Source organism: Shewanella sp., from assembly GCF_047975355.1.
GTDB lineage: Bacteria > Pseudomonadota > Gammaproteobacteria > Enterobacterales > Shewanellaceae > Shewanella.
In genome coordinates this window covers 1-25,420 of sequence record NZ_JBKEDJ010000016.1, presented here as the reverse complement: position 1 = coordinate 25,420, position 25,420 = coordinate 1, and the positions used below count along the sequence as shown (strand labels likewise).

At 47.7% G+C, this 25,420-nt stretch carries 27 protein-coding genes; 18 read left to right on the top strand and 9 right to left on the bottom strand.

The annotated features are described in order from the left end of the window. A partial coding sequence (locus ACK5NH_RS06505) for an isochorismatase family protein (RefSeq protein WP_416918498.1) occupies positions 1-427 on the bottom strand: 427 nt, incomplete at its 3' end. Positions 428-736: 309 nt separating this feature from the next. On the opposite strand from ACK5NH_RS06505, the gene ACK5NH_RS06500 reads away from it, so the two are divergent. From ACK5NH_RS06500 to aroG, 5 genes are all read left to right on the top strand, one after another. Then, positions 737-1,075, top strand: coding sequence for a P-II family nitrogen regulator (locus tag ACK5NH_RS06500; protein WP_011624095.1), 339 nt, complete (start codon positions 737-739; stop codon positions 1,073-1,075). 10 nt (positions 1,076-1,085) lie between these two features. Further along, positions 1,086-2,336, top strand: coding sequence for an ammonium transporter (locus ACK5NH_RS06495; protein ID WP_416918496.1), 1,251 nt, complete (start codon positions 1,086-1,088; stop codon positions 2,334-2,336). Between the two features lie 114 nt (positions 2,337-2,450). Continuing rightward, complete coding sequence (locus tag ACK5NH_RS06490) at positions 2,451-2,798, top strand: hypothetical protein (RefSeq protein ID WP_416918494.1); 348 nt, start codon at positions 2,451-2,453, stop codon at positions 2,796-2,798. 118 nt (positions 2,799-2,916) lie between these two features. Continuing rightward, positions 2,917-4,104 (top strand): tetratricopeptide repeat protein, encoded by a 1,188-nt coding sequence (locus tag ACK5NH_RS06485; RefSeq protein ID WP_416918492.1) that lies wholly within the window; start codon positions 2,917-2,919, stop codon positions 4,102-4,104. A gap of 309 nt (positions 4,105-4,413) precedes the next feature. Further along, entirely contained in the window at positions 4,414-5,472 is a 1,059-nt protein-coding gene (aroG, locus tag ACK5NH_RS06480) for a 3-deoxy-7-phosphoheptulonate synthase AroG (protein WP_416918490.1), read from the top strand. 49 nt (positions 5,473-5,521) lie between these two features. On the opposite strand, the gene ACK5NH_RS06475 is transcribed toward aroG, so the two are convergent. After that, complete coding sequence (locus ACK5NH_RS06475; RefSeq protein WP_011624090.1) at positions 5,522-5,698, bottom strand: hypothetical protein; 177 nt, start codon at positions 5,696-5,698, stop codon at positions 5,522-5,524. A gap of 448 nt (positions 5,699-6,146) precedes the next feature. Here ACK5NH_RS06475 and ACK5NH_RS06470 point away from each other — a divergent pair, with 448 nt between their 5' ends. Both ACK5NH_RS06470 and ACK5NH_RS06465 read left to right on the top strand, forming a co-directional pair. Then, a complete protein-coding gene (locus tag ACK5NH_RS06470; protein WP_416918488.1) occupies positions 6,147-7,922 on the top strand; it encodes an ABCB family ABC transporter ATP-binding protein/permease in 1,776 nt (591 codons plus the stop codon). A gap of 125 nt (positions 7,923-8,047) precedes the next feature. Continuing rightward, a complete protein-coding gene (locus tag ACK5NH_RS06465) occupies positions 8,048-8,305 on the top strand; it encodes a hypothetical protein (protein WP_416918486.1) in 258 nt (85 codons plus the stop codon). A 40-nt stretch (positions 8,306-8,345) separates the two neighbouring features. Here the strand turns inward: ACK5NH_RS06465 and ACK5NH_RS06460 are convergent, their stop codons facing one another. The 3 genes from ACK5NH_RS06460 to ACK5NH_RS06450 form a co-directional block, all read right to left on the bottom strand. After that, positions 8,346-8,552 carry a hypothetical protein gene (locus ACK5NH_RS06460; protein WP_416918484.1) on the bottom strand — a complete coding sequence of 69 codons (207 nt, stop codon included), beginning with the start codon at positions 8,550-8,552 and terminating at the stop codon, positions 8,346-8,348. A 144-nt stretch (positions 8,553-8,696) separates the two neighbouring features. Continuing rightward, entirely contained in the window at positions 8,697-10,187 is a 1,491-nt protein-coding gene (locus tag ACK5NH_RS06455; RefSeq protein ID WP_416918482.1) for an FMN-binding glutamate synthase family protein, read from the bottom strand. An 11-nt stretch (positions 10,188-10,198) separates the two neighbouring features. Beyond that, a complete protein-coding gene (locus tag ACK5NH_RS06450; RefSeq protein ID WP_416918480.1) occupies positions 10,199-10,792 on the bottom strand; it encodes a histidine phosphatase family protein in 594 nt (197 codons plus the stop codon). Positions 10,793-10,962: 170 nt separating this feature from the next. Here ACK5NH_RS06450 and ACK5NH_RS06445 point away from each other — a divergent pair, with 170 nt between their 5' ends. The 3 genes from ACK5NH_RS06445 to ACK5NH_RS06435 all read left to right on the top strand — a co-directional run bounded on the left by ACK5NH_RS06445 (position 10,963) and on the right by ACK5NH_RS06435 (position 13,115). Further along, positions 10,963-11,571 (top strand): DUF5610 domain-containing protein, encoded by a 609-nt coding sequence (locus ACK5NH_RS06445; RefSeq protein WP_416918478.1) that lies wholly within the window; start codon positions 10,963-10,965, stop codon positions 11,569-11,571. 129 nt (positions 11,572-11,700) lie between these two features. Then, positions 11,701-12,450, top strand: a complete 750-nt coding sequence (locus tag ACK5NH_RS06440) for a ferredoxin--NADP reductase (protein ID WP_416918476.1) — start codon at positions 11,701-11,703, stop codon at positions 12,448-12,450. A 68-nt stretch (positions 12,451-12,518) separates the two neighbouring features. Beyond that, entirely contained in the window at positions 12,519-13,115 is a 597-nt protein-coding gene (locus ACK5NH_RS06435; RefSeq protein ID WP_416918474.1) for a glutathione S-transferase, read from the top strand. Positions 13,116-13,122: 7 nt separating this feature from the next. Here the strand turns inward: ACK5NH_RS06435 and ACK5NH_RS06430 are convergent, their stop codons facing one another. Next, positions 13,123-13,545 (bottom strand): hypothetical protein, encoded by a 423-nt coding sequence (locus tag ACK5NH_RS06430; RefSeq protein WP_416918472.1) that lies wholly within the window; start codon positions 13,543-13,545, stop codon positions 13,123-13,125. A gap of 218 nt (positions 13,546-13,763) precedes the next feature. Here ACK5NH_RS06430 and ACK5NH_RS06425 point away from each other — a divergent pair, with 218 nt between their 5' ends. The 5 genes from ACK5NH_RS06425 to ACK5NH_RS06405 all read left to right on the top strand — a co-directional run bounded on the left by ACK5NH_RS06425 (position 13,764) and on the right by ACK5NH_RS06405 (position 20,536). Beyond that, positions 13,764-14,771: a Fe(3+) ABC transporter substrate-binding protein gene (locus ACK5NH_RS06425; RefSeq protein ID WP_416918470.1), complete on the top strand. Its 1,008-nt coding sequence runs from the start codon at positions 13,764-13,766 to the stop codon at positions 14,769-14,771. A gap of 87 nt (positions 14,772-14,858) precedes the next feature. Beyond that, positions 14,859-16,493 (top strand): ABC transporter permease, encoded by a 1,635-nt coding sequence (locus tag ACK5NH_RS06420; protein WP_416918468.1) that lies wholly within the window; start codon positions 14,859-14,861, stop codon positions 16,491-16,493. Further along, the gene (locus ACK5NH_RS06415; RefSeq protein WP_416918466.1) at positions 16,490-17,539 is read left to right on the top strand and encodes an ABC transporter ATP-binding protein; all 1,050 of its coding nucleotides are present in this window, start codon (positions 16,490-16,492) and stop codon (positions 17,537-17,539) included. The genes ACK5NH_RS06420 and ACK5NH_RS06415 overlap by 4 nt, the downstream gene beginning before the upstream one ends. A gap of 136 nt (positions 17,540-17,675) precedes the next feature. Beyond that, a complete protein-coding gene (gene ggt / locus ACK5NH_RS06410) occupies positions 17,676-19,388 on the top strand; it encodes a gamma-glutamyltransferase (protein WP_416918464.1) in 1,713 nt (570 codons plus the stop codon). Between the two features lie 206 nt (positions 19,389-19,594). Beyond that, positions 19,595-20,536 carry a Dyp-type peroxidase gene (locus tag ACK5NH_RS06405; RefSeq protein WP_416918462.1) on the top strand — a complete coding sequence of 314 codons (942 nt, stop codon included), beginning with the start codon at positions 19,595-19,597 and terminating at the stop codon, positions 20,534-20,536. Positions 20,537-20,600: 64 nt separating this feature from the next. Here the strand turns inward: ACK5NH_RS06405 and ACK5NH_RS06400 are convergent, their stop codons facing one another. Then, complete coding sequence (locus ACK5NH_RS06400; protein ID WP_416918460.1) at positions 20,601-21,503, bottom strand: LysR substrate-binding domain-containing protein; 903 nt, start codon at positions 21,501-21,503, stop codon at positions 20,601-20,603. Between the two features lie 103 nt (positions 21,504-21,606). Here ACK5NH_RS06400 and ACK5NH_RS06395 point away from each other — a divergent pair, with 103 nt between their 5' ends. Further along, positions 21,607-22,239 (top strand): NAD(P)-dependent oxidoreductase, encoded by a 633-nt coding sequence (locus ACK5NH_RS06395; protein WP_416918458.1) that lies wholly within the window; start codon positions 21,607-21,609, stop codon positions 22,237-22,239. Between the two features lie 223 nt (positions 22,240-22,462). Here ACK5NH_RS06395 and argR read toward each other — a convergent pair whose 3' ends face one another. Further along, a complete protein-coding gene (gene argR / locus ACK5NH_RS06390) occupies positions 22,463-22,933 on the bottom strand; it encodes a transcriptional regulator ArgR (protein ID WP_011624073.1) in 471 nt (156 codons plus the stop codon). A gap of 290 nt (positions 22,934-23,223) precedes the next feature. Between argR and mdh the strand changes: the two genes are divergently transcribed. Continuing rightward, entirely contained in the window at positions 23,224-24,159 is a 936-nt protein-coding gene (gene mdh / locus ACK5NH_RS06385; RefSeq protein WP_011624072.1) for a malate dehydrogenase, read from the top strand. A gap of 80 nt (positions 24,160-24,239) precedes the next feature. Here the strand turns inward: mdh and ACK5NH_RS06380 are convergent, their stop codons facing one another. Then, positions 24,240-24,629 (bottom strand): thiol-disulfide oxidoreductase DCC family protein, encoded by a 390-nt coding sequence (locus ACK5NH_RS06380; protein WP_416918456.1) that lies wholly within the window; start codon positions 24,627-24,629, stop codon positions 24,240-24,242. A 210-nt stretch (positions 24,630-24,839) separates the two neighbouring features. Here ACK5NH_RS06380 and folM point away from each other — a divergent pair. Then, positions 24,840-25,420: dihydromonapterin reductase (folM, locus tag ACK5NH_RS06375; RefSeq protein ID WP_416918454.1), on the top strand; the 581-nt coding region annotated here is incomplete at its 3' end.

Here is a 25,420-nt window from a genome sequence, read left to right as displayed (position 1 = left end):
TGCCCAGCTGTTGAGGGTCAACGCTGCTGGAAGACACCGCCTCGGCGACAAGATGCACAGAGTAGTGTTTGTCGAGTAGATCACGGCAAGTTTGGTACACGCAGACATGGGTTTCTATCCCCGCCAGCAACACTTGATTGCGTCGAGATTTCGTGAGTGCATTGGCAAATTCATCACAATACCAACCGCTAAAATGTTGCTTGGCAATGGGCGAGCCAGTTCTTTCGAGCAAGATTTTTAACTCTTCGGTGGTCGAGCCAAGTTTGGCGGGCACTTGCTCGAGCCAGAGGATGGGGAGTTCAAACAGCTGTGCGCCTTGGATAAGTGTACTCAACTGCTGATGAAGCTTGGCTGAGTTATCCATGATCTGAGCGAGCTTTCCCTGCACATCGACGATAACGAGTACACATTCTTCGGGTTTTAACATCGGGCGTTCCTTCTGCGCGGGTGGAATAAAGGCATCGTTTAGCGATTGCTCTGCTTGTTTTCTGCACTGTCAGTAAACCCTAATTGGGCAGCCTCACCAATAGGGCAAAGGTCGAATATGGCGTGCACTTAAATTGCTCACTAAAAGAGTGCGTCGCCCTCACGCTTGCACAAATCTGGTGCATTTTTAATCGGTTAATTCAAGTGTATTCTTTATTATTTATTTAAAATCAATGGATTAAAATTCTGGCCTAATGATTGAATTATCTTGGCTACAAGTTAATAACAATCGCGTTTTTTGGAGGTCAGGATGAAACTAGTCAGCGCTATCATCAAGCCATTTAAATTGGATGATGTCCGTGAAGCTATCGCCGGTATTGGTATTGAGGGGATGACGGTGACCGAGGTTAAAGGTTTTGGCCGTCAAAAGGGGCACACAGAGTTGTATCGTGGCGCCGAGTATCAGGTGGATTTTTTGCCAAAAGTAAAACTAGAAATTGCCACTAAAGCAGAAAATCTCGACATGCTGATTGAGGCGATTACCAGTGCGGCTCATACGGGAAAAATTGGTGACGGAAAGATTTTCGTTATCGACTTAGAACATGCCATCCGTATTCGTACGGGTGAACTCGACACTGAAGCGCTATAGGGGGCGGAAGATGGAAGAACTAACAAAATTAGGCGTGACAGTCTCTGAACTGCGGTTTGCACTCGACACCTTTTATTTTTTGATTTCAGGCGCTTTGGTTATGTGGATGGCGGCAGGTTTTGCCATGCTAGAAGCTGGCCTAGTGCGTTCTAAAAATACCACCGAAATCTTAACTAAAAACGTGGTGTTATACGCGATTGCCTGTGTGATGTACCTATTGATTGGCTACAACATTATGTACGTCGACAATGCCGAAGGCGGCTGGTTGCCTTCACTCGGTACGCTGATTGGCTCACAAGCCGACGATGCTAACCATGCCTTAGAATCTGACTTCTTCTTCCAAGTGGTGTTTGTGGCAACGGCTATGTCGATTGTCTCTGGCGCTGTGGCGGAGCGGATGAAGTTATGGGCTTTCCTGTTCTTCTCCGTGGTGATGACAGGCATTATCTACCCTGTTGAAGGTTACTGGACTTGGGGTAAAGGTTTTATCTCTAGCTTAGGCTTTGTGGACTTTGCGGGTAGCGGTATTGTGCACATGACAGGTGCTGCGGCGGCTATCGCTGGGGTGTTACTGCTCGGTGCTCGTAAGGGTAAATACGGCCCTAACGGCCAAGTCAACCCAATCCCAGGCTCTAACCTGCCAATGGCGACCTTAGGGATGTTTATCATGTGGATGGGCTGGTTTGGTTTCAACGGTGGCTCACAATTAATGGTTTCAGATGCGGCTAACGCTAGCTCTGTCGCTAAGGTCTTCGTAAACACTAATACCGCGGCCGCTTTTGGTGCTATCTCTGCCCTAGTTGTGTGCAAAATGATTTGGGGTAAAGCGGACTTAACCATGATCTTAAACGGCATTCTGGCGGGCTTAGTGGCGATTACAGCCGATCCGCTGTCGCCTTCGCTGCTGATGGCAGGGGTGATTGGCGTGGTTGCTGGTGGTTTAGTGGTGTTCTCTATCGTGGGTCTGGACAGAATCAAAATTGACGACCCAGTGGGCGCGATTTCTGTGCACGGTGTGGCGGGGTTCCTCGGTTTGATGTGTGTACCACTATCGAATGCCGACGCGACTATCACAGCGCAATTAACTGGCGCAGCGATTATCTTCGCATGGGTATTTAGCGCGTCGTTTGCGGTGTGGTTTGTACTCAAGATGACCATGGGTATCCGTGTCTCTGAGGAAGAGGAATATAATGGTATGGATGCATCTGACTGTGGTATCGACGCTTACCCTGAGTTTGTGACCGTAAAAAGTGCGGGCTAACTCGCGCAGATAAACTTGATGCCTCAAACGGATAGGAGGATAGTAAAGCAGAGCCTAGTGCTCTGCTTTTTTATGGGTCTTCGACTGTCATTGTGATACCACAAGGAGCTAACGATGCGCTTAATCTTTGATCTCACAGTACAACTCAGACACCTCTGCCTGTTCGGGAGTATTCTGAGTGCTCTCTTAGCCTTGCCCGCTTTTGCGGGGCAAGTGGTGGTGACTCGCTCGGATGAACCTTTCGATGCCTTTGCCGTGCGCGATCAAGTGCTGAAAGATTATGAATGGCAGGAATCCTTGAGAAGACAAGAGCAAATTCAAATTCTGCAGGCCTTGCCTCTCGGTTGTATCGCGCAGATGCGACCATATCGTTACTTTACTTGTGGGCAGGATAACTACCGCCCATATCGTTATCAGCAGCAGGATGTGTATATCAAGGTTGACCCTCCGGCGCAGCATTAATTCCTAAGCTGCCGTTATCGTTTGCGGCAGGCTGTTATTTTTTGTAACCATTTAATGACGTCTTTTTGGCCAAGTGTAATAAGCTCAAATAGGAGCCTTATGGTCTGGGGGACGTATCATGATACAACTGCGCACCATCTCTAGCGGCATAATCTGCACATTATTACTTTTACTATTATGGGGTTGCAGCTCGACGGCACCCAAACCAAGTGATGACGAGATAGATGCTTTGTTCGCCGATTCATTGTTTAAACCCGTCACGAATATTCCTAGCGTCGAGGATATTTTTAGCCTTCCGCCTTCGGTTGCTGCCGATGTTCGGCGCGCCTACGATCGCTATAGCATATCGACTAAAAATCCTGTCGCGGTACACGAATGGTTAGCCAGTTATATCAATGCTAACCAAGATGGCGCCCACAGCGATTTCCACTATCAAGATAATCTGACTCAAATCGCCAGCGAAACCTACGCCCAGCGAGCCGGAAATTGTATGTCGCTGGTGGTGATGACATCGGCATTAGCGGATGTTTTTAAAATTGGCACTGAGTTTCAAGATATTGCGATTGAACCTGTATGGGACAAACAGGGCGAGTTTTATCTGATCAACGGCCATGTCAATCTACGCTTGTTACCCGCCGAGAGCGTGCACACTGTGTATGTGTCGACCCATGCAATTCTGGTCGACTTTATGCCCGAGCGCGCCCTGCGAGGCTATAACAAAGTGCAAATCAATCGCCAGACCTTAACCAGTATGTTTTATAACAATATGGCCGCCGAATCCTTGGTAGAAGGGGATTTAGACCGCGCCTATGCGCTGATTAAAGCGGGCTTAAAATCAGGATACTTTATTCCTGCGCTCAACACCTTAGCCGTGATTTATCGCCACAAGGGCGATGAGCAACGTGCCGAACAAGTTTATCGTTATGCCCTAAAGTTTGATGCTGATGACATGACGACCCTTTATAACCTCGCAGTGATTTTGGGTGATCAGGGACGTTTAGAGGAGTGGGCGCAGGTACATAAAGTGCTTGAATTAGCGCGTATTCGTAACCCTTATTATTACTACGATATGGGCGAGCAGGCATATGATGAGCACCAATACAGCGAGGCGCTCGCTTGGTATCAAAGGGCCGTGGATAAGGCCGATTATCGCCATGAGTTTTTCTTTGGTTTGTCACGCACCTATTGGGCGCTGGGGGATGAAAAACGCGCCAAACTCAATATGGAAAAAGCGTTGGCGCTGAGCCGCGAAGTCTCAGATAAACATCGCTATCAGGCAAAACTGCATGCTATGCAGCAACATTGATCCTTTACTCAACCTCCTTTGTTTGCGTTTGATTAAAGACAAAGGAGGTTTTTTATTTTCCGCGTTCACTAATGCGTTGCCTCCTATCAAAACACTATCTTGGCTTTAGTTTGCATATCATATTGAAATATTTGAATTTGTGATTTTTAAAAATATGTTAAAACAAGACGTTATATTTGATTTCTTGAAATGGAGACAACTTGGTTGCATTAGCGGCACATACTGGATAAATTGAACTCAGTATTGCAGTTGAGATCCCCTATTACAGCGATAAAAATAGCCTAAACACGAGAGTTGGAGCAGTAAATTATGTATTACCAAAATGATGACGTTCGCATTAATGAAGTCAAAGAGTTACTTCCACCGATTGCGATTCTAGAACGATTTCCTGCTTCCGAAAACGCTGCTGCAACTGTGTTTAACGCCCGCCAAAGCATCCATAACATTCTCGCCCGCCAAGATGATCGTTTGTTAGTAGTCATTGGTCCTTGCTCAATCCATGACCCTAAGGCCGCACTGGAATACGGTCAGCGACTGGTTGCGCTAAGAGAACGTTATCAAGATCAGCTCGAAGTAGTAATGCGAGTCTATTTTGAAAAACCACGCACTACAGTGGGTTGGAAGGGGCTGATTAACGATCCTTATATGGATAACAGCTTCAAACTGAATGATGGTTTACGTACTGCGCGTAAACTCTTGGTCGATTTGAATGACGCGGGCATGCCTACTGCGGGTGAATTCCTCGATATGATCACCCCGCAATATGTGGCGGATATGATGTGCTGGGGCGCCATCGGCGCGCGCACCACAGAATCGCAGGTACACCGCGAGCTGGCCTCAGGGTTATCTTGCCCTGTAGGTTTTAAAAATGGCACCGATGGTACGATTAAGGTAGCGATTGATGCCATCGGCGCCGCGAATGCGCCGCACCACTTCTTATCGGTAACCAAATTTGGCCATTCGGCGATTGTGTCGACTAAAGGCAATCCTGATTGCCATATCATTTTACGTGGTGGCCGAGAGCCAAATTACAGTGCCAGCCATGTGGCACAAATCAGCGAACAACTGAAAAAAGCCAAGCTGGTCGACAACATTATGATCGACTTTAGCCATGCCAACAGCAGCAAACAATATCAACGCCAAATGGATGTTGCGAACGATGTGGCCGAGCAAGTGGCTGTGGGCAATAAGGCGATTTTCGGTGTGATGGTAGAAAGCCACTTAGTGGAAGGTCGCCAGGATCTGATTGAAGGCCAAGCGCTATGCTATGGTCAGAGTATCACGGATGCCTGTATTGGTTGGGAAGATACAGAACGTTTGCTCGCTGTTTTAAATCAGAGTGTTATCGAGCGTCGTCAGCGGGTTTAACTCCGTAAAGTACAAAAATAAAGGCGCTATCCCAGCGCCTTAATTTTTATTATTTCTTGCTCATTTCGGCTAAGTATTCGTTAGCTTTGGCTAAGCTACCAAAAGCAGCGATGAGGTTATTTCTGCCTTTGTCCTGAATTTCTGGATTCCCCGATTCGATCATCATCCACACCCAAGTCTGGATCAGTGGTAATGGTGGGTATTGAACTTTAGCTGAATCCAACATAAAGCATCCTTCGATCTTAATTTATTAGAGTTATCGTTAGTGTTATCGCAGAACGAGTGTGGCAAGGAATTTACACACGCATCTGCGGCCAGAGGTTTGCAAATCCTGCTGCTAGCGATCTTAAATCCATATGGCATTTTGGGTAAAACTGAAAAAATAATCAACAGTAGAACCCTTGATGTTATGGCCTATTTTAACGATTAGCGTTCTGATAAAGCTAAGCTTGTTTCAGAATCTTTCATATCAATATCTGCTTCGCCACATTATTAAAATGTAAGTCGTTGGTATGACATTTTTATTTCAGTAAACCAGACGAATTTTGCCAAGATTCAGGCAGTTTGTCTGTCAGAAAAATCTGATTGATTTTATTCAAACTTTCCCCGTTTGATTTCACCTTAGTGTGCGCCATGCTGTTACAATTGACCGACTTTGGCAAAGGTTTAGATATATGCGCCCAACACTGTATTTTGAAGGTCCCATCGATAAGCTCAATTGGCAGGTGCTTAAGTTACTCTGGCCCTATTTACTCGAGTACAAAGGACGGGTGGCATTGGCCATGTCTTGCCTTATCGTCGCTAAGCTTGCGAGTGTCGGTCTGCCTTTTATTCTTAAAGACTTGGTCGATACTTTGGATGCCAATAAAACCGCGCAGGCCTTGAGTGTGCCTATCGGACTAGTATTAGCCTACGGGGCTGTACGACTGTTAACTGTGATTACAGGTGAAATCCGTGACACGCTATTTGGCCGCGTGACTGAGCGAGCCATTCGCCGTTTAGGCCTTGCGGTATTCGATCACTTGCATCGACTCGATTTGGGTTTTCACTTAGAGCGCCGCACGGGGGGGTTATTGAGGGACATTGAACGCGGCACTAGTGGCGTGAGTTTCTTGATGCGCTTTATGGTGTTTAACATAGTGCCGACCCTGTTAGAAATTGCCATGGTCATTGGCATTTTCTTTTTTAATTATGGGCTTGCCTTCGCTGCCATCACTTTTACCTCTGTGTTGGCCTACATTTGGTTTTCGGTCATTGCCACAGAGTGGCGCACCGAATATGTCCGCGATGCGGCCAAGGCTGATTCCCTCTCCAATACCCGCGCCATCGACAGCCTACTGAACTATGAAACCGTAAAATATTTTAATAACGAGAAATATGAATCGGATCGATATGATCAAGCCTTAGACCAATGGGAAGTGGCCAAACGTAAGAATCGTTTGTCGTTGTTTGCCCTCAACGGCGGACAGGCGCTGATTATCGCCTTGGCGATGACGGCGATGATGGCATTAGCCGCCTATAAGGTTACAAACAATGAGATGACCTTAGGCGACTTTGTGCTGATCAATGCCTTTATGATGCAGCTCTTTATGCCGCTAAACTTCTTAGGGTTTGTCTATCGTGAAATCCGTGGCGCCTTAGCCAATATCGAGCGGATGTTTAGCCTGCTCGATAAGCACCCTAGTATTGTTGATAAGCCTGATGCCATGAACTTTCAGCCTAAGCGTGGCGAGCTCAGTTTTGAGCATGTGAGTTTTAGCTACGATGACAGACCGATACTGCGCAACGTCAGCTTTAAGGTGGCGGCGGGGAAAAAGGTTGCGGTGGTTGGGGATAGCGGCGCAGGTAAATCTACGCTCATCAAATTGCTGTTCCGTTTTTACGATGTGGAGCAAGGGCGCATTTTGATTGATGGGCAGGATATTCGCCAATTAACCCAAGATGCATTGCGCCGAGCCATTGCCATAGTGCCGCAGGATACAGTGTTATTTAATGATTCCTTAGTGGAAAACATTCGTTATGGCCGTCCCGATGCGACGGATGAAGAAGTGCGTCATGCCATCAAACTCGCGCATTTAGAGCACTTTATCGCGTCACTTTCCCAAGGTTGGGATACCAAAGTGGGCGAGCGAGGCTTAAAGCTATCTGGTGGTGAAAAACAGCGAGTGGCCATTGCGCGGGCGATTTTGAAAGGCTCTCCAGTGTTAGTGTTTGATGAAGCTACTTCATCCCTCGATAGTCGCTCGGAACAGGCGATTCTGTCGGCACTGCGCGAGGTCGCCAAAGGGCATACCAGTTTAGTGGTGGCGCATCGGTTATCGACCATAGTCGACGCCGATCAAATTGTGGTTTTAAGCCAAGGGGAAATTGTCGAGCAGGGGAATCACCAGTCTTTGCTCGAGCAGGATGGTCTTTACGCTAAGTTGTGGCGCATACAGAATGAGCAATAACAGCTTTTGGTGTAAATATCATAAGCTTTCGATGTAAGTGTAACAGCGTTGGGACAATTCAGTTTTTATTCAGCTTCGGCTCTCTATACTCGAATCCAAGCAAATAATCATAAGAGGTGCTTGGCATGGAAAATATGGCATTAAGAGTCAATATTGAAGGCAGAGAAGAAAAAGTAAGCACAGACTGGTTTGCGATTATAGCAACCCTTAAAAAGCGCGGTGTGGATTATGATTCGCTACAACGCATTCACGCAGAGTTAAACGCAGGTCTTAAAGTCACCACAAGACGTTTAACTCTGGCAAAATTGAATCAAGAACTTGAATTAGCTGGGATTATCCGTAGAACCAATGAATATAATGCAGATATTCGTGGTGGGTATTAGAGGGTATCACTGTTTAATCAAAACAAGGGAATATAAGTAACTATATTCCCTTTGGTTTATCTGCCTTCCAACCTTCACATAACAGACTGAATTTAGAGGTTGATTCGTCAATCCGCGTGAGCCTAATGACTTGGCCTTCACGAAAACACACTAACTCGCCCTCGATCTCGGTCAAGCGATTACAGCTTTTACAACTAGTGCTGGCAGTCTTACTGTCTGGCATATGGCTTACAAAGCTTGCTTTCACAGTGTTTCCTTAACTTAATATGCAGTTGTTTAATCTAATGCGTGCATCACGGATCTTACCTCTTTTGTGATACGCATTCAAATTGCCTATTGCTAAATTAACTGTAGACGAAAGTCGTACAAAATGCATACAGTGTTAAGTTACCTATTGATTGATATGGGAATAGTACTTATCCAATGAAACTGACAAACCACTCTCGAGCACAATCCTCACATGGGATGGCTTGAGTTGTCTCGGCTCTGTCACTCCACAGGAGTGTGCTATGAGGGCTAAGTCGTGGTGTAGATTATGATTATAGTTGGCGACCCGAGTCGATTTATCCCTTGGATTCAGGCCCTGCTGAAGCTTCTTATTATGGGTTGTGATCCCTGTCGGGCAGGTATCTTTGTTGCATTGCAGCGCTTGAATACACCCTAGGGCGAACATATTACCGCGGGCAGAGGCGATAAAGTCGGCACCGAGGGCCAGTGCCCAAGCCACCCTAGATGGCACTATAAGCTTGCCTGAGGCGACCACTTTAATACGTTTACGCAGCCCGCGCTGAATTAACATATTGACTAATATGGGTAAACTCTCTTTTAGTGGTAAGCCCACATAATCCATTAAGGGTTGAGGTGCCGCACCCGTGCCGCCATCGGCACTGTCTAAGGTAAAAAAGTCGGGTGCAGATGCTTCGCCGCGGCGCTCAATTTCATCGCAAAAATCTTCAAGCCATTGCACGTCCCCAAGTACGGCTTTGATCCCCGTAGGTTTACCCGTTACATCTCGCACTCTGGCAATCATATCCAGAATGTCACCTACATTTTTAAACTCGATATGACCATTGGGACTAATGGAATCATGACCCAGTGGGATCCCACGAATTTTGGCGATCTCCTCGGTGACTTTAATCCCAGGTAAGATACCGCCTTTGCCAGGTTTCGCTCCTTGGCTCATTTTGATTTCGAACATTTTGACTTCAGGATGTGTGGCTATCTCTTTGAGCTTGTCATCGTCTAAATGGCCATGTTCATTACGTACGCCATATTTAGCGGTACCAATTTGAAAGACCAAATCGCATCCGCCTTTTAAATGGTAAGGGCTTAAACCACCTTCACCCGTATTTAACCAACAACCCGCCAGTGCTGCGCCATGGGATAAGGCGGTGACTGCGGGGCGTGATAGAGCGCCAAAGCTCATGGCGGAGATATGACAAATCGCCTTAGTGGTATAGGGGTGTTTGCAGTTTGGGCCAATGGTGAGTGGATTAATAGGGGTAATATCTTCATCTTGGGTTGGAAAGGCGGTATTCATAAACATGATAGTACCAGTGCTATCTAGGGGGCGTGTCGACCCAAAGGCAATGGTCCTATCGACGTTTTTCGCGGCTCGATATACCCAACTCCGTTCGGCGCGGTTAAAGGGCAGTTCTTCCCTATCCTGAGCAAAAAAGTATTGCCTAAAAAACTCACCTTGTTTCTCAAATAAATACCTAAAGCGGCCAATAACAGGGTAGTTGTGACGTACTGCCTGTTTAGTTTGCATCTTGTCGGCGATATACATATAGACAATCGCAAGGGCACCTAAACCGATAATAATTAAAAAGAGTCCAGAGAAGAGGTCCAGTCCCCACATAAACCAATTGAGTTCTTGCATCTTGTTATCCTCTATTCATTTCCATAGCGGGTGGAGATAAGGCTTGCTGGCTGTCCATCATGGATGGAGAGTAAAAACAGCTGGCTGTAATCATCTTCTGCAATGGTGGGGATTTCAGGGCCGCCAAGGGCCTTGATGATCAGTGGGACGGTATTGGAATGCCCCGCGATTAAGCTGTTACCTTTGACGGCATGCACTTGCTCAACAATGTGCTGAATATGGGCTTCGAGAGGTTTTTGTGCTGCGACCACGGTAAGGGGTAAATGTCGCTCCGCGGACATAGGTAACAAGGTTTGCTGGGTTCTTTGATATTGGGTCGTGATCAGTTGCGAAATCTGCGCCCTTTGCAAGGCGCTAACCAGCGCGAGGGCGCGTGCACTGCCATCATTGGAAAGTGGCGGATCGCCAGCTGGAGTATCTGCTTTTTCGGCGTGTCTTACCAAAATAATCAATCGATTATCGGCAAAAGCTTGATTGATGGGGCTTAGTCCAATGCTGGTAAAGAGTAACAGGCCTAACAGCAGAGTGTGGAATAGCCGAAGTTTATTTAAGCGGATGGTTCGTAAGGAGTGAGTAACCACTGCTAGCCATTGGGGAGTTGCCATGCCATATATCCTTATCTGATGGGCGCATGCAAGTGCGACGCTGAGGCGAATAGATTCATCATGGGTATCATTGCCTTAGATTGTGATGGTACTGCAATTGAGAAAAATACTAAAGTTGCTCAAATTTTGGTCGATAATAGAGTCATCCCAAATTGAATGGATTTTGCATCATGGAAATCAACAACCCTGCACAGGTACATACGCCTTCAACGCCCCATAAGAAGTATGCTGACAATGCCGCTGCTAATAGTGAGAAAGCGAAAAATGTGGAAGCGCCCGGCAAACAAACTGCGCAGCAAACCAGTAAGCAGTTAATGAATCAGGCGATTCTATCGGCGCAGGAAGAAGTGAGTTTAAAGTCCGGTGATCAATCCATGGCGTTACTTTATCGCGCGGCAATTGAAGCGATAGATAAAGAATTAGCGCCTTCGATGGGGCCAAATTCGACTCAAGCTAACTATGACAATCAGGTTGATTATTCCCCCGAGGCGACGGCTGGTCGTATTGTGAGTTTTGCGACGCAATTCTTTAGCATTCACCAACAGCAGAATTCGAATATGAGTTTGGACGATCAGCTCGACAGTTTTATGAGCATCATAGGTGGCGCGATCGATAATGGTTTTAAGGAGGCGCGGGATATTTTGTCCGGTCTTAAAGTGCTGCAAGGGGATATCGCCGATGGCGTCGATAAAACCTATGGATTAGTGCAAGAGGGATTGCAGGCCTTCCGAGATAGCTTCAATAAGAAACCAGATGAGACACAAACGGCTAGCGCATAATAGCTCGCGCTTAGTGCCCAATGTTGTTGCCATTTCCCTTGTCTTAAGCCCCTTGCAATAAGGGGTTTTTGTTGCGCAGAGAACAGTCTATGCTAGGGGTCTATTTAACGTTTTGCTTGAGGGCGAGTTATGTGGACTAGGGGACGTGTTATTGAACGTATTGATTGGAGTGATAAATTATTTTCGCTGCGGATAGCGGCCGAACTGGCGCCCTTTATTCCGGGTCAATTTATTAAACTCAGTCAGTTGCAAGATGATAAGCGTGTCGCTAGAGCCTATTCCCTAGTTAATTCCCCCGATAAACCCTATGCCGAAATCTTGGCTGTCGCGGTAGAAGAGGGCCAGTTATCCCTACAATTACAAAATCTTGCCATCGGGGATGAAATCGAGATCACCCCCACAGCCACAGGCTTTATGACTTTAGATGAGATCTCTAAGGGAGCAGGGCAAGGCCGTCACTTATGGCTGTTAGCCACGGGCACGGCCGTGGGGCCATTTTTATCTATGCTCGATACGCCAGAGCCTTGGCAGCGTTTCGAAAAAGTTGTACTTGTCTATGGTGTCCGCGAAGCTAAAGATTTAGCTTACCTCGATAAATTAAAGGCTTATTCGGCGCAATATCCTGATCAGTTTAACCTGTGTTTAACCGTCACCCGTGAAAAGGTCGACAATGCATTGCAATGCCGTATTCCCGATGGTCTAGTCTCGGGTGAAATTGAGCGTAAAATGGGGTTAACTATCAGTGCAGCGGATTCGCAGGTGATGATTTGTGGTAATCCGGGGATGATCAGTGGTGCGCAGGCTGCGCTGCTCGACAAAGGACTTTCGAAAAATTTATGTCGTGCTCCAGGCCAAATTACTGTCGAAAAATATTGGTAATTTATTGAAATTAAAAGTAATGGTTTGTATTAATTGTTTAATATCAGTCATATAGAAGGATTTGTTTGATGAAGTTGCTCTGCTCCCTCGCTTCACCCTATGCTCGCTGTGTTCGCACATTAATCCGTTATTTAGGGATTAAGGATATTGAAGAAGTCTTAGTCAATCCGATGGAAAACGCCGCCGAGCTGCTCGATGTTAATCCGCTTGGGCAGATCCCTTGTCTTATCACCAATGATGGGGTGCCTATCTTCGATAGCGAAGTGATTATGCGCTATTTAGACGCCGAATTAGGTGAGCAGCAGATGTTCGGTGGCCAAGTGAATAATTGGGTATTACAGTGCCAATATTCGATGATCAAAGGTCTGATCGATAGCGCGGTAAAATTGCGTCAGGAACAAATGCGTGAAGAAGAAGGGGTGAGATCGGCCTTTTGGACATCGCGTTTCGAGCAAGCGTTGCTGCGTGGTTTGCTGCAAATGGAGCATCAGAGTGTGATTACCCAAGCAACGATTCAGGCACCACAATTAGCTTTAATCTGCTTATTGGATTATGTAGATTTCAGACATCCAGAACTTGATTGGCGTAAAGTGGCACCCGCGACCTCGCTCTGGTTTAGTGAGATGCGCGATCTCCCGGCGTTTGTGGAAACTCGCCCAGCGTAAAAGGCGTTTAATGGTCTGTCGAGCGGCGGCCTCTATGGGTCTCGCGGCGATTATGTTCACCAAACGCGCCGTAGAGATCCTTGGTAATGCCGTAATCGACTCTGCGATCGTTACCCGTTTGGCGTCTATCATCATAGTGTTGATAACGGCACTGGCAATTGGCTATAGTGCATTCTTCCATGGGGAGCTCTGGGGCTTCCTTTGACAGAAAACGTTTGCCTTTAAGCTCGTCTACCTGTTCACAGCAACTGCCTTCATTCTCGATGCTGACACAATGAAAGCGGCGATCCTGAGCTGCAAGCCGTTGATTTTTACTTTTCTCGTTTTCCATGAGTTTGATAAAGTGCTTGCGCTTTTTAGGACCACGTTTGAGAGTCATAAGCGCGAGCAGCGCTACCACAATGACAAGCAGTAGTAACACGCCTAACATAACGCCCCCTCATGTATTTTAAGCGAATTAAGGTTCAGTTTAGTTTGATTTGAGATAATAACCAATTTTAAGTTTTACTTTATTAAAAACAAAAAGTTAATCAATCTATTGCCCTAACTCATTTGATCTATTACTCTTGCGCAACTGATAACTATTATCATTAATAGTCTTAAGAATTGATTCACGCTTGATGTCATCATTTTGAGGAGAAATCGCTAATGAAATGGGTAACTTGTGCGGCTTTATTTGGATTAATGTCAGTTGCTAATTCGGCTAGCGCTGATGAGACATTAACCGTTTACTCCTACCGTCAGCCGTTTCTGGTTGAGCCTATTCTTAAGCGCTTTACGGAGGAAACTGGCATTGGGGTTAATTTTGTATTTGCTAAAGACGGTATTGCCGAGCGGATCGCCCGTGAAGGACGCTTATCTCCCGCAGATTTAGTCTTAACTTCTGATTTTTCTCGCTTGGTAGAATTAGTCGAAAAAGATCTGACTTCTCCCGTCAAAAGTGAGCAGCTCAATAGCAATATTCCCGCGCAATACCGCGATCCGGATGGGCAATGGTATGCCTTGACGATGCGTGTTCGTAACCTCTATACGGCAAAAGATCGCTTAAGCCCACAAGCGATTAGTTATGAAGAACTCGCCGATCCTAAATACAAAGGTAAGATTTGTACTCGCAGCGGTAAGCATCCTTATAACATCGCCTTAGTGGCATCTATGATTGCTCACCACGGTGAGGCGGACACTAAAACCTGGTTACAGGGCGTGAAAAGCAACTTGGCTCGCAAGCCTCAAGGTAACGATAGGGCACAGGTGAAGGCGGTCAAAGAAGGCTTGTGTGATATCGCCATCGGCAATAGTTATTACTACGGTAATATGCTGCAAGATCCAGAGCAAAAGAGCTGGGCTGAAGCCGTGGTGATTAATTTCCCGAATCAGGCTGACCGTGGTGCCCATGTCAACGTTTCTGGTATGGTATTAACTCGCCATGCGCCGAATAAAGACAATGCCATCAAATTGATGGAGTTCCTGTCTGCCGATGTTGCTCAACAAGCCTATGCCGAGGTGAATATGGAGTATCCTGTCAAAGTCGATGTAGCACCTTCAAAATTAGTGGCTTCTTGGGGCGAGTTTAAAGCCGACCAACTACCGATTTTTAAGTTGGCGGAATACCACCAAGCGGCGGTGAAATTGTTAGACGAAGTTCAGTTTGATCTTTAGTTTGGCGTTACAATCAATAGCTAGATAATAAAGATAGTTAGACTAATAAGTGCGCCTTGATTGGCGCACTTAGGTTAAAGGATCCACATGATTTTAGGATTAGCCAGAAGCTGGTCGCTTACTGGTTATGCCATAGCCGCGCTACTGGTGTTACCCCTCTTTGCGTTAATTCTTCAGGCGGCGCAGCCCGATGAGGCCGTGTTTGGTCATCTGCTCTCCACTGTATTACCTACTTATATTTCCAACAGTCTATGGTTGATCCTCTGGGTGAGTATTGGCTCACTCTTGCTGGCATTGCCCTGCGCTTGGTTAATGGCTCGCTGTGAGTTTATCGCTAGACGTTATCTGCAATGGGCCTTATTGCTGCCCTTGGCCATGCCGGCCTACATAGTTGCCTATGTGTATACGGATTTACTCGATTACGCAGGCCCAGTGCAAACTGGGCTGCGCTCTGTGTTTGGTTGGGATTCGCCCCAGGATTACTTTTTCCCCGATATCCGTACCTTAGGCGGTGCGGCGTGCGTCTTGTCGCTGGTGCTCTTTCCCTATATTTATCTGTTGGCGCGCACCGCGTTTATGGAGCAATCCCTAAGCTTAGCTCACGCCTCGAGGATTATGGGCTGCTCGCCGTGGCAGAGTTTTTGGCGCTTATCCTTACCTATGGCAAGGCCAGCCTTGGCCGTGGGTGTGGCCTTAGTGGCGATGGAGACGGCGGCGGATTTTGCCACGGTCAACTATTTTGCCGTGCCGACCCTAACTACAGCCGTGTACGACACTTGGCTTGGCTATGGCAATTTAACCGCGGCGGCTAAGCTTTCGGCCATTATCCTCTTGGTGGTTTTTAGCCTGATTGGAGTGGAGCGTTTTGCCCGCCGTAAGCAGCAGTTATTCCAAAAACAGTCCCGGATTCAAGCGAGCGATTTATATAGCCTATCGTCCATGCAAACCGTGCTTGCCCTCGGTTATTGTAGCCTGCTGTTATTGCTGGCCTTTGTGCTGCCAAGCGGAATTTTACTCTCCTACGCTATCGATTATTTTGAGCAGAGCTGGGATCCGGTTTTCTGGCAATTGAGTGTGAATAGCCTGAGCCTCGCACTTATTACTAGCCTAGTGTGCTGCGCGATTGCATTGATATTGATGTTTATTCGCCGCGTGAGTCCAAGGTCGAGTGATGTTCTGCCATCGCGCCTCGCGTCAACTGGCTATGCCTTGCCCGGCACTGTGCTGGCGATTGGCGTGCTGGTGCCGTTAACTCTGCTCGATTTTGCGATTAACGATTTAGCCGATTGGTTTGGAATAGCGGGGCCGGGGCTGTTACTCACCGGCAGTACGGTCGCGCTCGTTTTTGCCTTTTGTGTTCGCTTTGTGGCCATTGCGATTGGCAGTGTGGAGACTAGCTATAAACGCATCTCTCCGTCACTGGATATGGTGAGCCTGACCTTAGGACAGAGCCCTAGCCGACTGCTACAAAGAGTGCATCTGCCGCTGCTCACTAAGGGATTATTTGCCGGGGCGCTGCTGGTGTTTATTGAAAGCATGAAAGAATTACCGGCGGCATTGTTGCTGCGGCCCATAGGGTTTGAGAATCTCGCCACCTATGTTTTCCAGTTTGTCTCAGACGAAAAGCTTGAACATGGCGCCTTGCCCGCCATTGTGATTGTGCTCGTGGGTTTAGTCCCGCTGATTTATTTAAACAGTTCCTTGGAGCAAGATAGCCGATGACCAGTACCCTCAATCTTCATCAAGTTCATAGCGATTATCAGGGCCAACAGGTACTCAAAGGCTTAGATTTAACCCTGGCTCAAGGGGAAATCCTTGCGCTGTTAGGCCCAAGTGGCTGCGGCAAAACCACTTTGCTCAGGGCGGTTGCAGGATTGCAGGCCATCAGCCAAGGTGAAATTCAAATTAATGGCAAGATTGTCAGCGGCGCAGGGCAATTTGTGCCGAGTGAGCAGCGCGGCATAGGGATGATTTTCCAAGACTACGCCTTGTTCCCCCATTTGACCGTCGCCGAGAATATTCTCTTTGGTGTTGCTAAATTAACGGCCGCGCAGCGTAAGGCGCGTTTGGATGACATGCTTGCCTTAGTAAAACTTGAAGGCTTAGCCAAGCGTTATCCCCACGAGCTATCCGGTGGGCAGCAGCAGCGGGTATCGATTGCCCGTGCACTAGCCTATGAGCCGCAATTGCTGTTACTCGATGAGCCTTTTTCGAATATCGATGCCCAAGTGCGCCACAGCATGATGGCGGAGATCCGCAGCATTCTCAAACAGCGCAACGTCAGCGCCGTTTTTGTTACCCACAGTAAGGACGAGGCCTTCGTCTTTGCCGATACCTTGGCTATTTTCAACCAAGGCGTGATAGTGCAGCATGGCCGCGCCGAGGACTTATATGCCGCGCCCAATAGCCGCTATGTGGCGGATTTTCTCGGCAGTGGTAACTACTTACCCGCCGAAGTGCTCGATGGTCATAGTGTTGCCACACCGATTGGTGAGCTGCGCAGCCTGACGCCCTTGTCGCAATCCCATGCCTTTAATGGCCAAGTATTTTTGCGCCCACAGCAATTGGCACTCAGTGCCGATGATGCTGGTGTGGGGACTATTACCGAGCGGCGATTCCTCGGGGCATTTTGCCATTATTGGGTGAAAGTGGAGGCGGCGTCTCACGCCCATTATGTCGAAGTGCGTAGCCAAATTATGCAGTTGAATGTTGGTCAGCGAGTGGGGTTAAGTACAGAGCCACATTCTCTAGTACTATTTGAATCTTAATTTCGAGCTCTATGTGTCGCTGTGTCAACAGAAAGCATGACATTTTTGCTTACGTTTAACTTGGGTAAAAAACGCCTAGACTGCTGATATTTTCAACCTTCCTTGTTACCTTAATTCCTCCAGAGTGGGAGGAATTATGATAAAAACAATAAAATCAATTTGTACCTTAGTCACAGTGGCGACAGTAATGTCGTCACCAGGAGTGTTAGCCATGGATAGGATCACGGGTAAGGCTTTTGCGACGCGCTCAGAAGTCTATGCCACCCATGGGATGGCGGCGACCAGCCAACCGCTGGCGACACAGGTGGCGATTGATGTGTTAAAGCAGGGCGGCAGTGCCGTGGATGCGGCGATCGCAGCTAATGCCATGCTGGGTTTAGTCGAACCCACGGGTGCCGGTGTTGGCGGGGATTTATTTGCCATCGTCTGGAGCGCCAAAGATAAAAAGCTCTATGGCCTCAATGCTTCGGGCCGCAGTCCCAAATCCTTAACCTTAGAGAAGCTCAAATCCCTCGGATTAGATTACTTACCTCCCTTTGGGCCACTGCCCGTGTCGGTTCCCGGCGCAGTGGATGGATGGTTCGAACTGCACGATAAGTTCGGCAAACTGCCAATGGCCGATAATTTAGCGCCAGCGATTCGTTATGCCCGCGAAGGTTTCCCCGTTTCTGAGCTGATTGCTTATTACCTTAATGGCAGTGGTAAAAAACTCGGTCAATTCCCCGGTTTTAAAGAAACCTATATGCCCAATGGTAAAATGCCTGCGGTAGGGGAAATCTTCAAAAATCCTGCATTAGCAAACACCTACGAGAAAATTGCCAAGGGCGGTCGCGATGCATTCTATAAGGGCGATATCGCCAAGAGCATTGATAAATACATCAAGGCGCAAGGCGGTTACCTCAGTTATGAAGACCTCGCCAGCCATACTAGCGACTGGGTTGAACCCGTATCGGCCAACTACCGTGGCTACGATGTGTGGGAGTTGCCGCCCAATGGGCAGGGGATTGCTGCGTTACAGATCTTAAAAACCATGGAGCCCTTCGATGTCGCGGCCATGGGCTTTAACAGCCCCGAATACGTGCATTTATTTGTAGAGGCCAAAAAACTCGCCTTTGCCGACCGCGCGAAATTCTATGCCGATATGGCCTTTAACAAAGTGCCCGTTAAAGAGTTGATTTCGCAGCAATACAATTACAATCGCGCCAAGCTCATCGACTTAAACAAGGCGGCTAAGAGTGTTGATGCGGGTAATCCTGCGCTGCAACATGGGGATACTGTGTATCTGACTACGGCGGATAAGGACGGCAATATGGTGTCGCTTATCCAGAGTAACTACCGCGGCATGGGCTCAGGTATGACGCCACCGGATCTCGGTTTCGTGCTGCAGGATCGCGGGCAGATGTTCGATCTCACCGAAGGTCGTTTCAACACCTACGCGCCGGGTAAGCGTCCCTTCCATACCATTATTCCCGCCTTTGTGACTAAAGATGGTAAACCTTGGCTAAGTTTTGGGGTGATGGGCGGTGCAACGCAGCCGCAAATGCACGCGCAGATCATTGTTAATCTGATTGATTTTAAAATGAACTTGCAAGAAGCGGGCGATGCCCCCAGAATTTTGCACACAGGTTCGACCGAGCCTACGGGCGAGGTGATGAATGACGGCGGCTATGTGAGCCTGGAATCAGGCTTCCCCGTTGAAACGCGCCGTGAGCTGATTAAGAAAGGCCATGTGCTACGCGATGGGCTCGGTGATTTTGGTGGATATCAAGCCATTGGTTTTAATGCGGAAACGGGCGTTTACCGCGGCGCCTCCGAAAGCCGTAAAGACGGTTATGCCGCAGGTTACTAAGGCATAATTCGCTTGCGGCGTAATGAGCGCCGAAGCTTGCGTAAGACTGATTGACGAGGCGTAATGGCCTCGTCAATTTTTATATTCCAGTCTACAAACGTGTTTACATTACAAAGACGGACAAACTGTGCGTTACTTAATGTCATTTTCAGGTAAAGTTGCGGATAATATTGCCGAAAATGAATCGACAAAAGGGTGATAACCAGATGGATATTCAAAATATGCCGCGTGAACAGTTGGGTGTGTGTGCAGAGGGAAACTTACATAGCGTCTATTTGATGTTTAATGCGAGCGACAACGATAACGTTGAATCGCAATTGCGTCCCTGTATTGCCAACGTTGCGCAGTATATTTATGAGTTGACGGACCAATACTCCGACAGCGCATTCAATGGTTTTGTGGGCATAGGTGCCAACTATTGGGACAGTCTCTATCCCGATGCTCGCCCCGAAATGCTCAAACCATTCCCAGCAATGCAAGCGGGTAACCGTGAGGCGCCAGCGATCGAATACGATCTGTTTGTGCATATTCGCTGCGACCGCTACGACATTTTGCATTTAGTCGCCAACGAAATCAGCCAAATGTTCGAAGATTTAGTCGAGTTAGTCGAAGAGGAACGCGGCTTTAGATTTATGGATAGCCGCGACTTAACAGGCTTTGTCGATGGCACTGAAAATCCTAAGGGGCGTCATCGTCAAGAGGTTGCCTTGGTTGGGGATGAAGATCCTGAATTTAAAGGCGGCAGCTACATTCATGTGCAAAAGTACGCCCACAACTTGAGTAAGTGGCATAGATTACCGCTTAAGAAGCAAGAAGATATTATTGGTCGTACCAAGCAAGACAACATCGAATACGAGTCGGAAGATAAGCCATTAACCAGCCATATCAAACGGGTCAACCTCAAGGATGAAAACGGCAAGTCGATTGAGATTTTGCGCCAGAGCATGCCTTACGGCTCGCTCAAGGAGCAAGGGCTGATGTTTATTTCAACCTGTCGCACCCCAGAGCACTTCGAGAAGATGCTCCACAGCATGGTGTTTGGCGATGGTGCGGGTAACCACGATCACTTGATGCACTTCACCAGCGCATTGACGGGTTCTTCTTTCTTCGCCCCAAGCTTAGATTTTTTGATGCAATTCGATAATTAAGCCTTCGCAAACCTCGACTCAACGCACTGAGCCTTAAAGCCTCAGTGCGTTTTTGTTTGTGGGCTTAACTCGCCGTCGTCCACTTGCTGAGATCCTGCTGCCACTGCTGGGCGGTAAAATCGATAAAGGCGCGCACCAGCGCTTGTTGATAACTGCGGGAGAGATACACCGCCCAGAGTGTTTGCCCAGGCGCCGTGTATTCGGGGAGCACTTCTTGCAGTTGGCCGCTGGCCAGATAGGGATTGGCTAAGTCGCAGGGCAAGTAGGCAATGCCATGCCCGCGCAATGCGGCGCTGACAAGCACTCCCATTTCATTGGCCATCAGATTCCCCATAGGTTTAATCAGTTCACTCTGCTGTTCCTTGAGTAGCTGCCAATGTTGCTGCGAGCTATGGATAAGGCAATTATGGCTGAGCAGATCGTTAGGGGTGATTAACGGCTCGGCTTGAGCCAAGTAACTGGGCGCGGCGCACAGCACAGCATCTATGCTCATCAGTTTGCGGGCAATGAGATTCTCATCGGGCTGCTCGGTATAGCGCAGTGCCACGTCCACCCGCTCATCCACTAATTGAGCAAAACTGTCCGACATTAACAGCTGAATATTGACCTTAGGGTGTAATTTTATAAAGCGATCGACCACATCAAACAAGCTGTGTTGCCCAAGCCCGATGGGCGTAGCAATACGAATACTGCCAACTAATTCGGTGTTATGACTATGGGCGCGGCTTTCCATTGCGGCAACTTCGCTCAGCACCCGCTGACAATATTGCAGAGCTTCTTCCCCTTGCAGGGTAAGGCTGACACTGCGTGTCGTGCGGTGCAGCAAGCGTAAATTAAGCCACTGCTCAATTTCTTGGATATGACGTGAAACCTGTAGGCGACTGAGCTCGAGGTGTTCTGCGGCCTTAGTAAAGCTGCTACAGTTGGCCACTTCGATAAAGCTGCGCATGGCGGCAATTTTATCCATTAGTATCTCAATCTGAAACAATCATGCTCATTTATCGATATTTATCACGTGAAGTACCACAAGTAAACTGGTGATAATTTAAATCAGCAGTGAGACTTATCAAATGAAAATTGCAGTATTAGGTGCATCGGGTTGGATTGGCGGAACCATTTTTAACGAGGCGCTGAGCCGTGGTCATGAGGTAGTTGCTTTAGTGCGTGACCCAAGCAAGCTTGGCGAAACAAAGGCAGAAGTGCGTAGTGTTGACCTGACTCAGCCGTTGGTAGCCGAGACATTTGCGGGTGTCGATTTAGTGATCGCCTCAGTTGGTGCGCGCGCCGAGCAGAGCCATGGCATAGTCGCGAAGACGGTCAATAATCTGTTAGCCGTGTTACCACAAGCAAAAGTGCCACGTCTACTTTGGGTCGGTGGTGCGGGGAGTTTAGAAGTGGCGCCAGGAGTGACCTTGGTTTCAAGTCCAGATTTCCCACCGGCCTATAAGGACGAAGCCTTAGCTCAAGGTGAAGCATTAAAGGCATTTCGCGCCGCCAACACCATGGTTAACTGGACTTTTGTTAGCCCAGCAGCAGAAATTTACCCAGGCGCCAGCGAAGGTTCTTACCGTTTAGGTGGCGATAGCTTCTTTACCGATGCGAATGGTCAGAGCAAGATTTCAGTGGCCGACTACGCCAAAGCGATGCTCGATGAAGCGGAAAACGCGGCGCATCCTAATCAAAGGATAAGTGTGGCTTACTAAGGCCATAGACTCTGGTCAGCGACTAATGTCGATGAGTTAAGGTCGATAAGCTATGGTTTGTGAGCTCGGGGTGACGAGTCTTTGTTCTAGGTGTGCGTTATCCAAGCCAACAGATAGGTCTTATGCTGTAACGTAATCGGGACACCAGCCCAGAAACAAGGGCAATGTTGGACTGAAAAGCGTACAGATAAAAGAGAACAGGTCAGCAAGCTGACCTGTTTTTTTATTCTGCGTAGTTGAATAAAGATTTGATGGTTTCCAAGGTATCGGCGATATCTTGGATGCTGGATGGACAAATAAAGATAGTATCGTCTCCGGCAATGGTCCCCAAAATCCCTTCTGGCTTACCGATGGAATCCAATAAACGGGCAATTAATTGCGCGGCGCCAGGACTGGTGCGAACGACAATCATGGCTTGGTTATGGTCAACATCGAGCACTAAGTTTTTTAACGGGCTGCCTGCGGTAGGCACGCCTAGTTCGGCGGGTAAGCAATAAACCATCTCCTGCTTAGCGTTGCGGGTGCGTACTGCACCGAACTTGCTGAGCATCCGAGACACTTTCGATTGGTTAATATTGCTAAAGCCTTCTGCTTGTAAAGCGGCGACAATTTCACTCTGGGAGCCAAAGCGCTCCTCTTTTAAAATCGCCTTAAAAATTCTAACAAGGTCATCCTGATTCTTGGTCGTTTGCATAGTCTTATTCTTTATTCAAAAAAACAGGCGTATTTTGAATAGTTTTGGTCAAACTGTCAACAAATAACCATTATGAATGAATAAAAATGCAATTTACGGATGGCTAGATAGCCGTGTTGTCGCTATTGATATTGAACTAGAGTAAATATTCAGTATCGGAATTCTCAGTTTCGCTAAATCTTTGTCTCCACGACTAAGGGATAATTGAAATTAACGTGACATTCCAGTAATGTGACGCCAACGGAAATTAGATCCATGTCACACATATCCGAGAAATAACGGAGATAACTATGAAAGTTGCTGTACTTGGTGCTGCTGGTGGTATCGGCCAGGCTCTTGCCCTACTGTTAAAAACTCAATTACCTGCGGGTTCTCAACTGTCTCTATACGATATTGCACCGGTAACTCCGGGTGTTGCGGTTGACTTGAGCCATATCCCTACTGCGGTAGAAATCAAAGGTTTTGCTGGTGAAGATCCAACGCCTGCCCTAGTGGGTGCTGACGTTGTTCTAATTTCTGCTGGTGTTGCGCGTAAGCCTGGTATGGATCGTTCAGATCTGTTCAACATCAACGCAGGTATCGTTCGTAACCTGATCGAAAAAGTGGCAGTAACTTGCCCTAAAGCCTTAGTGGGTATCATCACTAACCCAGTAAACACCACTGTTGCTATCGCAGCAGAAGTGTTGAAGAAAGCCGGTGTTTACGACAAGAACCGTCTGTTCGGTGTGACGACTCTGGACGTTATCCGTTCTGAAACTTTCATCGCTGAATTAAAAGGCTTAAACGTTGCTGACGTTAAAGTGAACGTGATCGGCGGCCACAGTGGTGTGACTATTCTGCCATTACTGTCCCAAGTTGAAGGCGTGACTTTCTCTGATGAAGAAGTGGCTTCTCTGACTAAGCGTATCCAAAACGCCGGTACTGAAGTGGTTGAAGCTAAAGCCGGTGGCGGAAGCGCGACTCTGTCTATGGGTCAAGCGGCTTGCCGTTTCGGTATGTCTCTGGTTCGTGGTCTGCAAGGCGAAGCTAACATCGTTGAATGTGCTTACGTTGACGGCGGCAGCGAGCACGCTGAATTCTTCGCTCAACCAGTACTGTTAGGCAAAAACGGTATCGAAAAAGTACTGCCTTACGGTGAAGTGAGCGCATTCGAAGCTAACGCCCGTGACTCTATGTTAGATACGCTGAAAGGCGATATCAAACTAGGCGTTGATTTCGTTAAGTAATCCATCTGGATTATCAAAAAACGGAGCCTAATGGCTCCGTTTTTTTTATGGGCTAAATTTGAGTCTTTACTTGAGGCTAGTTACTTAGGCAGTTGGCATTGATTGTCGCAACGCGCCTTGCCCGTTAGTAGGTAAGAGATGCGATATCTGTGCTTGGCAAAGCGAAGATACAACCAGTCCGCTACGGGTTTGATAAGTGGCAGCCGCAATATTTGTATCAAAGGGCGCGTACCCGTTAATCCCCAAGCTTTGCAGGTTACATCGAGTCCGAGCAAAATCTCACCCGTCGCCGTCTCACCATGCAGAATGGTGTTGGCATACTTTTTATCGATATAGCCGAATCGAGAGCCAAAATGCTCGGCATTAAGATCCACAAGTTCGATGCGATCATCGGGATCGCGCGCTTTAAGCTGACGCATTTCGGCGCGACATAAAGGGCAATTGCCGTCGTAAAAAATCCGCAGTTCCATAGGGCTTCCTCAATTAAGCTCGCCTCGAGTATACGTAGGCAAAATCATTTTAGATCGAAATAGAATTGTTTTTAGTGTCTTAATGATTAGGCGCTAGGTAATAAAGACAGTAACATTTGGCGTATTACACTGTTTTACTGATGATTTAGCTAACTAGATTTGCCTTACATTTAACGCATAGCTTAGTGCTTGGCAAATAACAGGATGGATATGACAACTCCCATTATTATCACTGGCGTGGGTAAACGCATTGGCTACGCCCTCGCGAAACACTTGCTCGCCCAAGGGCACAAGGTGATTGGCACTTATCGCAGCCATTATCCCAGCATCGATGAGTTGCAAGCCCTAGGCGCGACCTTAATGCAATGCGACTTCTACGATAATGCGCAGCTCCAAACCCTGATTGAGCAATTGAGCCAATACCCCAAAATCCGCGCCATCATCCATAACGCCTCTGACTGGCTGCCAGACAACAGCCAAAGCCTTGCCGCCCATGAAGTCATGCAGCGTATGATGCAGGTGCATGTGAGCGTGCCCTATCAAATGAACTTGGCCTTAGCCTCACAGCTGCGAGCGGGAGCCGAGGGCGAGATTGGTGCCAGCGATATTATCCATTTCACCGATTATGTGGCCGAAAAGGGCAGTGCCAAGCACATGGCTTACGCGGCCAGTAAGGCGGCACTGGATAACTTAACCTTATCCTTCGCGGCGCAATTGGCACCCGAGGTCAAAGTCAATGCGATTGCTCCGGCGATGATCCTCTTTAATCCAAGCGATGATGAAGCCTATCG

Bases quoted from the DNA above. Each gene is read 5' to 3' on its own strand.
- ACK5NH_RS06445 (WP_416918478.1), top strand. From the start codon at position 10,963: ATGGAAATCAACAACCCTGCACAGGTACATACGCCTTCAACGCCCCAT.
- ACK5NH_RS06475 (WP_011624090.1), bottom strand. From the start codon at position 5,698: ATGTTGGATTCAGCTAAAGTTCAATACCCACCATTACCACTGATCCAG.
- ACK5NH_RS06430 (WP_416918472.1), bottom strand. From the start codon at position 13,545: ATGTTAGGCGTGTTACTACTGCTTGTCATTGTGGTAGCGCTGCTCGCG.
- ACK5NH_RS06400 (WP_416918460.1), bottom strand. From the start codon at position 21,503: ATGGATAAAATTGCCGCCATGCGCAGCTTTATCGAAGTGGCCAACTGT.
- ACK5NH_RS06465 (WP_416918486.1), top strand. From the start codon at position 8,048: ATGGAAAATATGGCATTAAGAGTCAATATTGAAGGCAGAGAAGAAAAA.
- ACK5NH_RS06500 (WP_011624095.1), top strand. From the start codon at position 737: ATGAAACTAGTCAGCGCTATCATCAAGCCATTTAAATTGGATGATGTC.
- ggt (WP_416918464.1), top strand. From the start codon at position 17,676: ATGATAAAAACAATAAAATCAATTTGTACCTTAGTCACAGTGGCGACA.
- argR (WP_011624073.1), bottom strand. From the start codon at position 22,933: ATGCAAACGACCAAGAATCAGGATGACCTTGTTAGAATTTTTAAGGCG.
- ACK5NH_RS06490 (WP_416918494.1), top strand. From the start codon at position 2,451: ATGCGCTTAATCTTTGATCTCACAGTACAACTCAGACACCTCTGCCTG.
- aroG (WP_416918490.1), top strand. From the start codon at position 4,414: ATGTATTACCAAAATGATGACGTTCGCATTAATGAAGTCAAAGAGTTA.
- ACK5NH_RS06380 (WP_416918456.1), bottom strand. From the start codon at position 24,629: ATGGAACTGCGGATTTTTTACGACGGCAATTGCCCTTTATGTCGCGCC.
- ACK5NH_RS06440 (WP_416918476.1), top strand. From the start codon at position 11,701: ATGTGGACTAGGGGACGTGTTATTGAACGTATTGATTGGAGTGATAAA.
- ACK5NH_RS06425 (WP_416918470.1), top strand. From the start codon at position 13,764: ATGAAATGGGTAACTTGTGCGGCTTTATTTGGATTAATGTCAGTTGCT.
- mdh (WP_011624072.1), top strand. From the start codon at position 23,224: ATGAAAGTTGCTGTACTTGGTGCTGCTGGTGGTATCGGCCAGGCTCTT.
- ACK5NH_RS06450 (WP_416918480.1), bottom strand. From the start codon at position 10,792: ATGGCAACTCCCCAATGGCTAGCAGTGGTTACTCACTCCTTACGAACC.
- ACK5NH_RS06415 (WP_416918466.1), top strand. From the start codon at position 16,490: ATGACCAGTACCCTCAATCTTCATCAAGTTCATAGCGATTATCAGGGC.
- ACK5NH_RS06420 (WP_416918468.1), top strand. From the start codon at position 14,859: ATGATTTTAGGATTAGCCAGAAGCTGGTCGCTTACTGGTTATGCCATA.
- ACK5NH_RS06455 (WP_416918482.1), bottom strand. From the start codon at position 10,187: ATGCAAGAACTCAATTGGTTTATGTGGGGACTGGACCTCTTCTCTGGA.
- ACK5NH_RS06395 (WP_416918458.1), top strand. From the start codon at position 21,607: ATGAAAATTGCAGTATTAGGTGCATCGGGTTGGATTGGCGGAACCATT.
- ACK5NH_RS06495 (WP_416918496.1), top strand. From the start codon at position 1,086: ATGGAAGAACTAACAAAATTAGGCGTGACAGTCTCTGAACTGCGGTTT.
- ACK5NH_RS06470 (WP_416918488.1), top strand. From the start codon at position 6,147: ATGCGCCCAACACTGTATTTTGAAGGTCCCATCGATAAGCTCAATTGG.
- ACK5NH_RS06485 (WP_416918492.1), top strand. From the start codon at position 2,917: ATGATACAACTGCGCACCATCTCTAGCGGCATAATCTGCACATTATTA.
- ACK5NH_RS06435 (WP_416918474.1), top strand. From the start codon at position 12,519: ATGAAGTTGCTCTGCTCCCTCGCTTCACCCTATGCTCGCTGTGTTCGC.
- ACK5NH_RS06405 (WP_416918462.1), top strand. From the start codon at position 19,595: ATGGATATTCAAAATATGCCGCGTGAACAGTTGGGTGTGTGTGCAGAG.